Source organism: Lysinibacillus sp. FSL K6-0102 (assembly GCF_038003545.1).
In the GTDB taxonomy this organism is placed as follows: Bacteria; Bacillota; Bacilli; order Bacillales_A; family Planococcaceae; genus Lysinibacillus; species Lysinibacillus capsici.
Genome location: NZ_JBBOPH010000001.1, coordinates 3,512,833 through 3,526,157, shown reverse-complemented (window position 1 = coordinate 3,526,157; position 13,325 = coordinate 3,512,833). Strand labels below are relative to the sequence as shown.

Here is a 13,325-nt window from a genome sequence, read left to right as displayed (position 1 = left end):
AGGTGAAGTGGCAATCCTGCTCCTTATTGATTTTCACGTTTTAGCTTGATAAATACTGTTTAAGGGGTCACAATAAAACTATTACATATATTTCTAAAAGGATTGATTGGAATGGAAAATATTGTTGTTCGTAATAATGTAACAATACTCGGACAAGGGGATCAACCGCTTATTTTTGCACATGGATTTGGCTGTGATCAAAATATGTGGCGTTTCATTACGCCTGCATTTATGGACAAATATAAGATTATATTATTCGATTATGTAGGCTCAGGTAACTCAGATATAAATGCCTATTCATCAGAAAAATATCAATCGTTACAGGGCTATGTACAAGATTTATTGGACATTATTGAAACGCTATCATTACAAAATAGTATTTTTGTAGGGCATTCCATTAGTGCCATGATAGGACTGCTCGCATCTATCCAGCACCCTGACTATTTTAAGAAATTGATTATGATTGGTCCTTCTCCCTGTTATTTAAATGATGATGGTTATCGAGGGGGATTTGAGCGAAGTGATATAGCAGAGTTACTAGACATGATGGAAATGAACTTTACAGGTTGGGCTAGCTATATGGCACCTATTGCAATGAGTAATCCTGAACAGCCAGCATTAACACAGGAATTGAAGCAAACCTTTATAGCAGCAGACCCTATCATTGCAAAGGAATTTGCTGAGGTCACATTTTTATCTGATCATCGAAGTGAATTACCAAAGGTCTCTGTTCCTTCGTTAATTATCCAATGCTCGGAAGATAGTATTGTGCCAAGTAGTGTTGGAGATTATTTGCATCAGCATCTCAAAAATAGCACGTTACAATTAATGGAAGCAAAAGGTCATTATCCACATATTAGTCACCCAAATGAAACGATACAATGTATTGCAGATTTTTTGTAGGGAAAAATGAAAGGATTTTCAACAATGGAAAAACGACTCAACAATGCACCATGTGGATTTCTTTCCATCACACATGAAGGGCTTATTTCAGAAATCAATCGAACCCTGCTAGATTGGATCGGCTATGAGCAAGAGGAATTATTACATATGCATCTAGAAATTCTTCTATCTACGCCCAATAAGATGATTTTTCACTCTTATTTTTATCCTATGATTAATCTAGAGGGGCAAGTAGAGGAATTATTCATTCATCTCAAACAGAAGGACGGAATGTCGGTTCCGTTTTTAATGAATGCCAAATTGTACAAAGAGGATTTGGTAGAGCGCATTGATTGTATTTTAGTAAAGATGAAAAAGCGCATAGATTATGAACAAGAATTACGATCAGCCAAAAAACTACTTGAGGCTGCCTATCAAGAAAAGGATCGTGCATTAGCTAATTTGGAGCAAATTCATGTAGAAATAGAACATCAGCAGGCGAAATTATTGGAAATGAATGCTGCTTTAGTAGAATTATCAATGACTGATAAACTGACCGGCTTGAAAAACAGGAGATTTTTCCAGGAACAACTCGAAAAACATTTTAATCATTTTCATGAGACAGCAGAAACTTTTTCGTTATGCATTTTAGATATCGATCATTTCAAAAAGGTCAATGATACATATGGTCATCAAGTTGGAGACGATGTCCTCGTACAATTGGCACAACTATTACAAATACAAGTACGTCTAGAAGATATCGTCGCTCGTTATGGTGGGGAGGAGTTTATTATCATCCTACCTGAGACCGAGATACCTGCGGCAAAAGAAATCGGCGAAAAAATTAGACACACCGTGGAGCAGGATGGTTGGCCAACAGGCAGTCTTACGATCAGTATGGGAATTGCCACAGTAACTTCAGAAGATACAGAGACGACATTGATAAAAAAAGCAGATAAAGCATTGTATGGATCGAAAGAGCACGGACGAAACAAAGTCACTCATTTTCATGAGATAAAGTGACTAGCCTTTACAATTCCGCCATTAATTTTTGAATAGAAGGAAGATCTGCTGGAGCAAATGGAAGGTCAAGCAATTGGTTGCGGGGAACCCATCTTGCTTCAGCATGTTCTAGAATTTGGGGAGTGCCTTTAATAATTGAAGCTTTGTATGTTTCTAAATGAACGAAAAATTGTTCGTATTCATGGAGTGTTACAGCCACTTGTTTACCTACTTGAATCGTACAGTTAAATTCCTCAAGAATTTCTCGAGAAAGTGCCTGTTTTGGTGTTTCACCCTGCTCTATTTTACCGCCAGGGAATTCCCAATAATTTGCTAATACCATTTGGGGGTTTCTTAAAGCACAGAAAATTTCTTGTTGCTCATTTTCAATTATAGCCCCTACTACATGTATTGTTTTTTTCATTTATATACCTCACTTTGTGTCTTCGTTAGATATGTATGATTATAGCATGTTTAAGTTGTACGCCACTTGCCACCACAGGAAAATAACAGTTTTCTTACTTAGCTATGAAATTTGCTATTTCGTAGGGTATAATAGTGGTCAATATATAGGAAAAAGGCGGTAAGAGGTAGCGATGAAGAGAATTGAATCTACGCAAAATGCGTTAGTGAAATATTGGAAAAAGTTAGCGACAACAAGAAAAGAGCGTGAACGTTCGGGTGAATTCCTAGTAGAGGGCTTTCATCTTGTTGAAGAAGCATTAAAAAATAAAAACCAAGTATTACAAATTATAGTGCGTGAAGGTATCGATTTGCCAATGTTATGGCCAATCGATGATATAGCTATTGTAGAGGTATCGACTGCGGTAGCGAAGGAATTTGCGGAGACAGAAACTTCCCAAGGTGTTTTTGCTGTATGTAAACAGCCCGTCTTAGAGGATAATTTGATGACTACTTGGCGAAAAGTGTTATTAATTGATGCTGTCCAAGATCCTGGTAACATTGGAACAATGATTCGTACAGCAGATGCTGCAGGTTTAGATGCTGTAATTTTAGGAAAAGGCTGTGCCGATCTTTATAATCCTAAAACACTACGTGCTGCTCAAGGTTCGCATTTCCATATTCCGGTAGTGCGTGGAGATTTAGCAGAATGGATAGATATATTACAGGATCAAGGTGTACCAGTATTTGGTACTGCATTAGATGAGGAAGCGGTGCCGTATAGTGATATTCAGCATACGGGTGCATTTGCGATTATTATGGGGAATGAAGGAAGTGGCATTCAGCCTCAGTTATTAGCGATGACAGATCAAAATATGATCATTCCTCTTTTTGGACAGGCCGAATCATTAAACGTCGCAGTAGCAACAGGTATTGTTTTATATGGCTTTGCCAAATAATTAATTGCTCATTGTGGGATTGAGGCAGTTGTCTCTTGATTTGCTACAGTCCATTATTGTATAATTTATTCTAAAATGTATGTTTAAATAATAAATGCTTTGACCGGGAAGTAGTAAAGATTGTGAATGGACGACAGGGAGCGTAGGCCAGAGATTGAGAGCCAACGCCGTATCAATGCAGTTTTGAATTCAGCCCGCGAGCAGCTACCGGGACCAGTGTACTGCTGTAAAGGTAAGCCGGCTTTATCAAGTCGTTATGTCAATGAAGTGATTGTAAGGCTTTGCTTTGCAATAACTAGGGTGGTACCGCGAAAATGTCCTCGTCCCTTTTTAGGGGCGAGTTTTTTTATGCCTAAAAAGCAGGCATTTATTTTCTGAGGAGGTTTTAACATGGAAGAGCAATTAAAACAATTAGAGCAAGAAGCACTTGCTAAAATTGAAGCAGCTGCAAATTTAAAAGAATTGAATGAAGTACGTGTTGCGTATTTAGGAAAAAAAGGACCTATCACTGATTTACTAAAAGGGATGGGCAAATTATCAGCTGAAGAACGTCCGAAAATGGGTGCTTTAGTGAATAATGTTCGTGAAAATGTAACGGCAGTATTAGAAACAAAGATTACCGTGTTGGAAGAGGCAGCCATTGCTGAAAAATTAGCGAGTGAGTCGATTGATGTCACTTTACCAGGTCGTGAAATTAAAGTGGGGAACCGTCACCCTTTAACACGTGTCATTGAAGAAATTGAAGATTTATTTATTGGAATGGGCTATGAAATTGCTGAAGGTCCAGAAGTGGAGAAGGATTACTATAACTTTGAAGCACTAAATTTACCAAAAGGTCATCCAGCTCGTGATATGCAAGATTCGTTCTATATTTCCGAGGAAATATTATTACGTACCCATACTTCACCAGTACAGGCTCGTACGATGGAAGCCAAAAAAGGTGAATCGATTCGCATAATTTGTCCTGGTAAAGTATTCCGACGTGATAATGATGATGCAACACATTCACATCAGTTTATGCAAATTGAAGGTTTAGTCATTGGCGAAAATATTCGCATGAGTGACCTAAAAGGAACATTAGATACGTTAGCGAAAAAAATGTTTGGTGCGGACCGCGAAATTCGACTACGTCCGAGCTTCTTCCCATTTACTGAGCCATCAGTAGAGATGGATATCTCTTGTTTCAAATGTGGTGGAGCAGGCTGTAACGTATGTAAGGGCACTGGCTGGATTGAGATTCTAGGAGCAGGTATGGTGCATCCAAACGTATTAGAAATGGCTGGCTATGATCCAAAGAAAGTTTCTGGATTTGCATTTGGTATTGGTGCAGAACGTATTGCGATGTTGAAATATGGTGTTGACGATATTCGTCATTTCTATACAAGTGACACTCGCTTCTTATCACAATTCGAGCGAACAGAAGCGTAAGGGGGATAAAACATGTTAGTATCATTAGAATGGTTAAAAGATTATATCAATACGCAGGACTTAGCACCTGAGCTATTAGCAGAAAAAATTACACGCTCTGGGATCGAAGTAGATGCAGTAATTGATCGTGCTAATGCTATGGATAAAGTTGTAGTTGGTTATGTAGTTTCTAAGGAGAAACATCCAGAGGCTGATAAGTTAAATATTTGCCAAGTTGACGTTGGCGAAGCAGAGCCCCAACAAATAATTTGTGGTGCACCGAATGTTGATGCTGGTCAGAAAGTCATTGTTGCTCGTCCAGGTGCACATTTACCAGGTGGCATTAAAATCAAAAAAGCAAAACTTCGCGGTCATGAATCGAACGGAATGATTTGTTCCTTACAAGAGCTTGGAATCGAAGGAAAGCTTGTTCCTAAGGCGTATTCAGAAGGTATCTTTGTCCTACCAGCAGATGCAGAAGTAGGGGCAGATGCACTGGCTATATTGGGCCTACGTGATACAGTGCTGGAGTTAGGACTAACACCAAACCGCTCAGATGCTCTTTCAATGCTAGGTGTAGCATATGAAGTAGGTGCTATTCTTTCAGAGGAAATTAAATATCCAGAAATTTCCTATCAAACTGCTAGTGAAAAAGCACAGGATTACCTGAAGCTTCATGTAGAAGATTTACAAGCAAATCCTATGTATGTAGCAAAAGTTGTGAAAAACGTAAAAATCGGTGAATCACCAATGTGGCTACAAAATCGTCTAATGGCTGCGGGAGTACGTCCACACAATAATGTCGTAGATGTAACGAACTATGTATTAATGGAATATGGTCAACCTCTACATGCTTTTGACTATGATAGCCTAGCAACGGGTGAAATCGTTGTTCGTAAAGCAACAGAAGGTGAAAAAATTACAACATTAGATGACCAAGAACGTACATTAAAAGCTTCAGATTTAGTCATTACAAATGGCAAAGAGCCAGTAGCCATTGCTGGTGTAATGGGTGGTGCTAATTCAGAGGTAACAGATTCAACAACGACTGTTGTCATTGAATCAGCTTATTTTGATGGTTTAACAGTGCGTCAAACGTCTCGTCATCTTGGCCTACGTTCAGATGCATCGGCTCGTTTCGAAAAAGGGGTAGACCCAAATCGTGTCTTACCAGCTGCTGAACGTGCTGCTGCTCTACTTGCTGAATTAGCAGGAGGCGAAGTATTAGAAGGTACATGTTTAGTAGATGAGTTAGATAAAGCACCAGCGCGAGTAGTCGTTTCCCCAGATTTTATTAATGAACGTTTAGGTATGAAGATTGCATTAGAAGATATGCTTTCTATTTTAGAGCGTTTAAAATTTGGTGTAGAGGCAGCAAATGGTTTATTAATTATTGATGCACCAACACGTCGCCAAGATATTAAAATTGAAGAGGATATCGTGGAGGAAATTGCTCGTCTTTATGGTTATGATGAAATTCCAATGACATTACCAGAGGGTGCAACACAAGTAGGTAATTTATCACCTTACCAAGCAAATCGACGTGTTGTTCGTCATTACATGGAAGGGGCTGGCCTGTATCAAGCGGTAACTTATTCGTTAACGTCGGATGCATTGTCACAACGTTTTGCTTTGAAAGCAGAGCCGGTAACTCGCTTGCTTATGCCAATGAGTGAGGAGCGTTCTACATTACGTCAAAGCCTTATTCCACATTTAATCGAAGCGGCGGCTTATAATGTTGCACGTCAAGCTGAAGGCGTGGCTTTATATGAAATTGGTTCCGTGTTCCTTGGTCAATCAGATGAGGGGCAACCATATGAGGAAGAACATGTGGCAGCAGTACTAACTGGCAAATGGCTAGACCATGCTTGGCAAGGTGAGAAAAAAGCTGTAGATTTCTTTGTGCTAAAAGGTATCATCGAAGGTGTCATTGGCAAACTTGGCTTAGCAAATCGCATGACATTTGTGAAATCACAAGTGGATGGCTTACATCCAGGTCGTACGGCTAGCATTTTATTGGATGGCAAGCAAGTCGGCATCATTGGTGGACTTCACCCAGCAGAGCAAAAAGCATGGGGTGTAAAAGACACGTATGTAATGGAAATGAATTTAGTGGCGCTATTAAGTGCAACGGCACAAGAAGCACCACTTGCCTATACACCAGTACCTCGTTTCCCAGCTATGTCTCGCGATATCGCTCTTATAATGGACTGTACAACAACAGCGGGCGAAGTAATGGAAGCTATTGATGCAGCGGGTGTGAAACTATTAAAAGATATCCGCGTATTCGATGTTTACGAAGGGGAGAAAATGGAACCAGGTAAAAAATCGGTTGCCTTCTCACTCACATACTTTGATCCAGAACGTACTTTAACAGACGAAGAAGTAGTGGCCGCACATAACAAAGTGTTAAAAGCCATTGCTACGATTGCAGGCACAGAAGTACGCTAATATATGAAAAAAGACTGTCTTACGAGGCAGTCTTTTTTTGTTTGAGAATGGTGAAGATGATGATCCAAAAGGTGAAGAAAGAATGATCCATAAAATGAGGAAAGCGCTCAAAAAGGTTCCTAATGCGTCTCACGCTCATCAGGAACCCCAAAAAAGCTTTTTTAAGCAACCAATAGTATGATTTACTTCATCTTCCGTGCTTTATCAGTGTTGGCGAAATGCCATTTTGTGATGGAGCGTAGAAATTCTTCGCCCTGATTACGCCAGATTCGGGCTGCTTGCACATCTACCTTGTTAGAGGCGCCCTTCATTAATGTAAGCCCTGTAATGTCACTCAAACGATCCATTTCCTTTAAAAAGGCAGCACGAGCTAAAATAGATGCTGTAGCCACAGCTACATGTAATTGTTCTGCTTTAGTAGAAAAGTAGACATTCTCTTGTACAAGTTCACGTTCATTTTTTAAATAATTGTAATAGACACCACGTTCAGCAAACTGGTCGATTAAGATAAATTCAGGTTTTTCAGGTGCCATTTTTGATAGTGTGTTATGTAGTGCCTTGTTATGCATCATGGCTTTCATTTTACCTTGGGAATAGCCTTTCGCTTGTAAGTTGTTATATTTCTCGTTGCGTAAGACGAGAACACTATGGACACAGGCTGCACGCAAATCAGGTGCAATTTTCCTCATATAGTCATCTGTTAGCATTTTTGAATCTTTTACGCCAAGCTCATTCATGAGTTCGATTTTGGAAGTAGGCACATACACTGCTGCTACAGTGATTGGACCAAAATAATCACCTGTGCCTGTTTCGTCTGAGCCTAAGACAGACATGGTTGCGAAATTGTTAGGCAGTACATCCCCTTTTGCCCCGATAGTGGAGAGTGGAGTAGCGGTTTTTTCAACAGTTCCCCAACGTGCTGCCTCGCGTTCAGCACCGCCCCCCTGAAACATTAATTTGCCTGATTTATACATAGTTATGGCTGTATCTGGTAGTTTTGCCGCAAAAATGACTCCCGGAGCCTTTCGTTCTATAAAGTGAGATGCATAGTAAGCCATCACCTCTTTTTGAATATTTGTTGAAATGGAAAGCACAATATTTGCCATTTAATCGTTCCTTTCTGTCCTCGTTGTTCACAATTTTATACCTTTCATGGTATGATAATAAATAGCTTTTTTGTGTGATGGTGCTCACAAGCCTCTAAAATCGTGTGTGCATCGAATTTATAGGAGGGTGCGACTATGGAAAAACAAGAAAAGAATAAAATTTCTGTTGAAATATATGGTCATACATATAAAATGGTCGGCTCTGAATCCATTGGCCATATGAGACTTGTTGCTTCGATTGTTGATGACCGTATGCGCGAGATGAACGTACATAATCCCTCACTTGATAGCACAAAACTTGCTGTTCTGACAGCAGTAAATACAGTTCATGATTATTTACTATTAAAAGAACGAATGGAGCAATTAGAAGAAGAATTGAAAAAGTTAAAGGGTTGAAGAGAATGTTAGATTTAATCATATTAGTGGTACTGTTAGCTGGTATAGGCGTCGGTGCAAAACGAGGTTTTATTGTACAGATGATGCATATTGTCAGCTTTGTAGTAGCCCTAATTGTTGCGTATATTTATTATAAGCCATTAGCACAAAAATTTGTATTTTGGGTTCCGTATCCAGGTGTCACTGACACAGGTAGCCTTGGCGTTGTCATTGATAGTCTAGATTTAGACCGCACCTTTTATCGGGTAATTGCCTTTGCTGTTATTTTCTTTGCAGTAAAAATAACGTTGCAAATCGTGGCATCGATATTTGACTTTATCGCGTATTTGCCTGTGCTAAATACAGTGAATCGTTGGCTTGGGGCGTTACTTGGCATGATTGAAAACTATTTAATTATGTTTATTTTGCTATATGTGTGCGCTTTATTACCAGTAGATGCCATACAAAATTTAATGTCGAAGTCATTGTTAAGTGGTCTGATGTTGGAGCATACACCAATTATTACAAAGATGTTCCAAAACTGGTGGTATATTTATATGCAATAGTAACTGTGCACTTCTCTCTGTCTTGAGGGAAGTGTTTTTACGATAGGAGGAATTACCAATGAATAAAAAAACAATTATTCGCACACTCGAAAAAATTGCTTTATATATGGAACTACAGGGAGAAAATCCATTCAAGGTATCAGCCTTTCGAAAGGCTGCGGCAGCACTAGAGGGGGACGAACGTTCATTAAGCGAAATGGATGATGTAACAAAACTCAAAGGTATTGGCAAGGGTACTGCGGCTGTAATAGAGGACTTAATGTTAACAGGTGAATCGAGTTTGTTAAAGGAGTTAGAAGAGGTTGTACCTAAAGGGTTACTGCCATTGCTAAAATTACCTGGCTTGGGAGGAAAAAAAATTGCGAAACTACACCAAGAGCTTAGTATTGACTCTGCAGAAAGCTTGAAGGCAGCTTGTGAGGCAGGAAAAGTACGTGAATTAGCTGGATTTGCTGTAAAAACTGAGGAGAAGATTTTAAAGGAGCTAGCCAATTTAGCAAATCGTTCAGAACGACTACCAATTTGGCAGCTTGAGCCTGTGGTTTTACAAATTGAGGCGCTTCTAGGTAGTATGAAGGAAGTAGACCGGTTTTCAGTTGCTGGGAGTTTCCGTCGAGCGTTAGAAACTAGCAAAGATATTGATTTTATTGTTGTGACAGAAGCAGTTGAGGAAGTACGCGAAAAGTTGTTAAATAGCTTGGCCATTCAAGAAGTCGTGGCGGCAGGGGATACAAAAATTTCGGTGATTTTAGACTTAGATGAACCAGTTAGCGTTGATTTCCGTTTAGTGAAAGATAATGAATATGCGACTGCGTTGCATCATTTCACAGGTTCAAAAGATCATAATGTTCGTATGCGGCAAATTGCCAAAGCCCGTGGTGAAAAAATAAGTGAATATGGTGTGGAACAGGAAGATGGTACCGTTTTGACGTTCCAAGACGAGGCAGCATTTTTCGCTCATTTTGATCTACCTTGGATTCCACCGAGCTTACGGACAGGAACAGTAGAATTTGACAAAACAAACATAATTCAAAACTTAGTTCGACTAGAGGATATTAAAGCTGATTTGCATATGCATACAACATGGTCAGATGGTGCATACTCTGTTGCAGAAATGGGCGAGGCGTTACTAGCACGGGGCTATCAATATAGCGTTATTACAGACCATTCGCAATTCCTAAAAGTAGCAAATGGATTAACACCGGAGCGTTTAGAAAAGCAACGTATAGAAATTGAGGCATTTAATGCAGCACATCCAGATTTTCATTTGTTTAAAGGGACGGAGATGGATATTTTACCAGACGGCTCACTTGATTTCGAAGATCAGGTGTTAAAAGAGCTCGATTTTGTTATTGCTTCCATTCATTCTAGTTTTACACAATCACAAGATAAAATTATGGCACGTTTACTAACAGCTATGCAAAATCCCTATGTTCATATGATTGCCCATCCGACTGGTCGAATTATTGAAGATCGCGATGGTTATAATCCTGATATGAAACAGTTAATTGCCTGGGCAAAGGAATATGGTAAAATTTTAGAGTTAAATGCAAATCCATATCGTCTCGATTTATGTGTAGAACATTTAGAAATGGCATGCGCTGCAGGTGTGCCAGTAGCCATCAACACAGATGCGCATGATATTGCACATTTACGTTTTATGGATATTGGGGTTCGCTATGCAAATAGAGCATGGTTACCGAAAGATATGATTGTGAATACATGGACGCGTGAACAGTTTGAAGCGTTCATACAACGAAATAAATAGGCTGAGGAGGTGTTCTCAGTGATTGCAGAACGCGCATTGAAAACACTAGAATACGATAAAGTTAGGCGACAAGTGGCTTCCTATTGTACTTCTTCCATTGGTAAATCTGCCATTGAGGAGCTTGTGCCACAAACAGATTTTGATAAAGTAGTACAATTATTAGAGGAAATGGATGAGGGACTTTCCATTTTGCGTGTGAAGGGCAATGTACCAATGGGCGGAATTTTTGATGTCCGTCCCTCTGCCAGACGTGCTCAAATAGGAGGCATGTTAGCAGCAGTAGAACTAATGGAAATTTCGAGCACGATTCGAGCAAGCCGAATTCTACGCAATTTTATTGAAGATTTAGAAGCCGATGAAGTGATTGATATTCCCCATTTCATCTCCAAAAAGGAAGCAATGCCTGTCCTAACAGGATTGCAACATGAAATTAATAACTGTATTGACGACAATGGAGCTGTCTTAGATTCTGCTAGTCAAACATTGCGCTCTATTCGCCAATCTTTGCGTGCTGAAGAAGGGAAAGTCCGCTCTAAGCTGGAAAGTTTAATTCGGGGAAGTAATGCAGCGAAAATGCTTTCTGATACACTTGTGACAATTCGTAATGATCGCTTTGTTATTCCCGTAAAGCAGGAATATCGTCACCACTATGGTGGGATTGTCCATGACCAATCTTCTTCTGGTCAAACCTTATTTATTGAGCCAGATTCTGTTGTCCAAGCAAACAATGAAATTCATCGCTTGAAAATGAAAGAGCAGGCAGAAATTGAACGTATTTTACTAGCATTAAGTGCAATGGTGCAAGAAGTAGCATCAGATTTATTTAACTTAGTGAAGGTATTAGGCGATATCGATGTCATTTTAGCAAAGGGCAAATATGGCCAAGCCAATAAATGTACAATGCCTAAAATGAATCAGGATGGCTATATCCGACTAATACGTGCACGTCATCCACTACTACCAATAGAATCAGCTATTCCCAATGATATTGAATTTGGTAAAGACATTACAGCTATTGTCATTACAGGTCCTAATACAGGTGGTAAAACGGTGACATTAAAAACGGTTGGTCTGTGTACATTAATGGCACAAGCTGGATTACCAGTGCCAGCATTAGATGGCTCAGAACTTGCTGTATTTGAGCAATTATTTGCCGATATTGGTGATGAGCAATCAATTGAGCAGTCACTTTCTACGTTCTCGTCCCATATGGTTAATATTGTTGACATCCTACAAAAATTTGATCACGAATCACTTGTTCTTTTTGATGAGTTAGGGGCAGGTACTGACCCACAGGAAGGGGCAGCTTTAGCCATCTCAATCTTAGACGAAGTACATGGGCGCGGTGCTCGTGTAATGGCTACAACTCACTATCCTGAGCTAAAAGCTTATGGCTATAATCGACCAGGTGTAGCCAATGCCAGTGTAGAATTTGATATTGAAACTTTGAGCCCGACCTACCGTCTACTTATCGGTGTACCTGGGCGCTCAAATGCATTTGAAATTTCCAGTCGTCTTGGTTTACCTGAATCCATTATTGATCGTGCTAAAGGCTTTACTGGAACCGATCGACATGAGGTTGAATCGATGATTGCCTCATTGGAAGAAACACGTCGCCAATCTGAAGATGATGCAGAGCGTTCGCATGCATTGCTATTAGAATCAGAAACATTACGTAAAGAGCTTCAAGATAAATTGCAAGCCTATGAGGAGCGTAAAGAGGCGCTTGATAAGAAGGCGAAGGAAAAGGCGCGTAAAATTGTTGATGAAGCAAAACGTGAAGCAGAAGCGATTATTGCAGAGCTTCGAGAAATGCGTAAAAATGCTGATCAAGTTGTCAAGGAGCATGAATTGATTGAAGCACGTAAACGCTTGGAAGAAGCAACACCACTTGAAGACAATAAAGTGCTAAAAAAGGCGGCACAAGTCAAAGCTCGTGCACAAAACTTAGTTGTCGGAGACGAGGTAAAGGTGTTAAGCTATGGTCAACGAGGTACTTTGTTAGAAAAGGTGTCGAATACCGAATGGGTTGTCCAAATGGGGATTTTAAAAATGAAAATCTCAGATAGTGATTTGGAATATATTAAACCTGAAAAAGAGCCTGTATTACGAACAGCTGGTGTGAAAAATCGAAATAGTCATGTGAAACTAGAATTAGATTTACGTGGTGAACGCTATGAGGATGCAATCGTAAGAACAGAGAAATATATTGATGATGCATTACTCTCTAATTATGGTCGTGTGTCCATTATTCATGGAGTTGGTACAGGGGCTTTACGTCAAGGTATTCAAAGCTATTTGAAAAAGCATAAGCGCGTAAAATCCTTCCGTTTTGGTGAAGCCGGTGAAGGGGGCTTAGGCGTCACAGTTGTTGAATTGAAATAAGCTATAAAGGGGACGGAGAAAA

The 13,325-nt window shown here is 39.7% G+C and carries 11 protein-coding genes and 1 other annotated feature; of the genes, 9 read left to right on the top strand and 2 right to left on the bottom strand.

The genetic code is table 11. The features are described 5' to 3' along the window. The first annotated feature begins 111 nt into the window (after positions 1 to 111). Both NYE73_RS17910 and NYE73_RS17905 read left to right on the top strand, forming a co-directional pair. Positions 112 to 903 carry an alpha/beta fold hydrolase gene (locus NYE73_RS17910; RefSeq protein ID WP_048393651.1) on the top strand — a complete coding sequence of 264 codons (792 nt, stop codon included), beginning with the start codon at positions 112 to 114 and terminating at the stop codon, positions 901 to 903. Positions 904 to 927: 24 nt separating this feature from the next. Continuing rightward, positions 928 to 1,905 carry a sensor domain-containing diguanylate cyclase gene (locus NYE73_RS17905; RefSeq protein ID WP_259948419.1) on the top strand — a complete coding sequence of 326 codons (978 nt, stop codon included), beginning with the start codon at positions 928 to 930 and terminating at the stop codon, positions 1,903 to 1,905. Positions 1,906 to 1,912: 7 nt separating this feature from the next. On the opposite strand, the gene NYE73_RS17900 is transcribed toward NYE73_RS17905, so the two are convergent. Continuing rightward, a complete protein-coding gene (locus NYE73_RS17900) occupies positions 1,913 to 2,308 on the bottom strand; it encodes a (deoxy)nucleoside triphosphate pyrophosphohydrolase (protein WP_048393654.1) in 396 nt (131 codons plus the stop codon). 172 nt (positions 2,309 to 2,480) lie between these two features. Between NYE73_RS17900 and NYE73_RS17895 the strand changes: the two genes are divergently transcribed. The 3 genes from NYE73_RS17895 to pheT all read left to right on the top strand — a co-directional run bounded on the left by NYE73_RS17895 (position 2,481) and on the right by pheT (position 7,103). Next, entirely contained in the window at positions 2,481 to 3,245 is a 765-nt protein-coding gene (locus NYE73_RS17895; RefSeq protein ID WP_103118623.1) for a TrmH family RNA methyltransferase, read from the top strand. Positions 3,246 to 3,335: 90 nt separating this feature from the next. After that, positions 3,336 to 3,576: a binding site (T-box leader), on the top strand. A gap of 59 nt (positions 3,577 to 3,635) precedes the next feature. Beyond that, positions 3,636 to 4,673 carry a phenylalanine--tRNA ligase subunit alpha gene (pheS, locus tag NYE73_RS17890; RefSeq protein ID WP_004226385.1) on the top strand — a complete coding sequence of 346 codons (1,038 nt, stop codon included), beginning with the start codon at positions 3,636 to 3,638 and terminating at the stop codon, positions 4,671 to 4,673. 12 nt (positions 4,674 to 4,685) lie between these two features. Then, the gene (gene pheT, locus NYE73_RS17885; protein WP_259948410.1) at positions 4,686 to 7,103 is read left to right on the top strand and encodes a phenylalanine--tRNA ligase subunit beta; all 2,418 of its coding nucleotides are present in this window, start codon (positions 4,686 to 4,688) and stop codon (positions 7,101 to 7,103) included. 182 nt (positions 7,104 to 7,285) lie between these two features. Here the strand turns inward: pheT and rnhC are convergent, their stop codons facing one another. After that, positions 7,286 to 8,209: a ribonuclease HIII gene (gene rnhC, locus NYE73_RS17880; RefSeq protein ID WP_259948406.1), complete on the bottom strand. Its 924-nt coding sequence runs from the start codon at positions 8,207 to 8,209 to the stop codon at positions 7,286 to 7,288. Positions 8,210 to 8,344: 135 nt separating this feature from the next. Here rnhC and zapA point away from each other — a divergent pair, with 135 nt between their 5' ends. The 4 genes from zapA to NYE73_RS17860 are packed head-to-tail and all read left to right on the top strand — an operon-like array spanning position 8,345 to position 13,303. Beyond that, on the top strand, positions 8,345 to 8,605 hold the full coding sequence (gene zapA / locus NYE73_RS17875; RefSeq protein ID WP_016991554.1) for a cell division protein ZapA: 261 nt from the start codon (positions 8,345 to 8,347) through the stop codon (positions 8,603 to 8,605). 5 nt (positions 8,606 to 8,610) lie between these two features. Next, positions 8,611 to 9,150 carry a CvpA family protein gene (locus NYE73_RS17870; protein WP_004226395.1) on the top strand — a complete coding sequence of 180 codons (540 nt, stop codon included), beginning with the start codon at positions 8,611 to 8,613 and terminating at the stop codon, positions 9,148 to 9,150. 58 nt (positions 9,151 to 9,208) lie between these two features. Further along, positions 9,209 to 10,918: a DNA polymerase/3'-5' exonuclease PolX gene (gene polX, locus NYE73_RS17865; protein WP_259948401.1), complete on the top strand. Its 1,710-nt coding sequence runs from the start codon at positions 9,209 to 9,211 to the stop codon at positions 10,916 to 10,918. Positions 10,919 to 10,936: 18 nt separating this feature from the next. Beyond that, positions 10,937 to 13,303 carry an endonuclease MutS2 gene (locus NYE73_RS17860; RefSeq protein ID WP_259948399.1) on the top strand — a complete coding sequence of 789 codons (2,367 nt, stop codon included), beginning with the start codon at positions 10,937 to 10,939 and terminating at the stop codon, positions 13,301 to 13,303. Positions 13,304 to 13,325 lie beyond the last annotated feature (22 nt).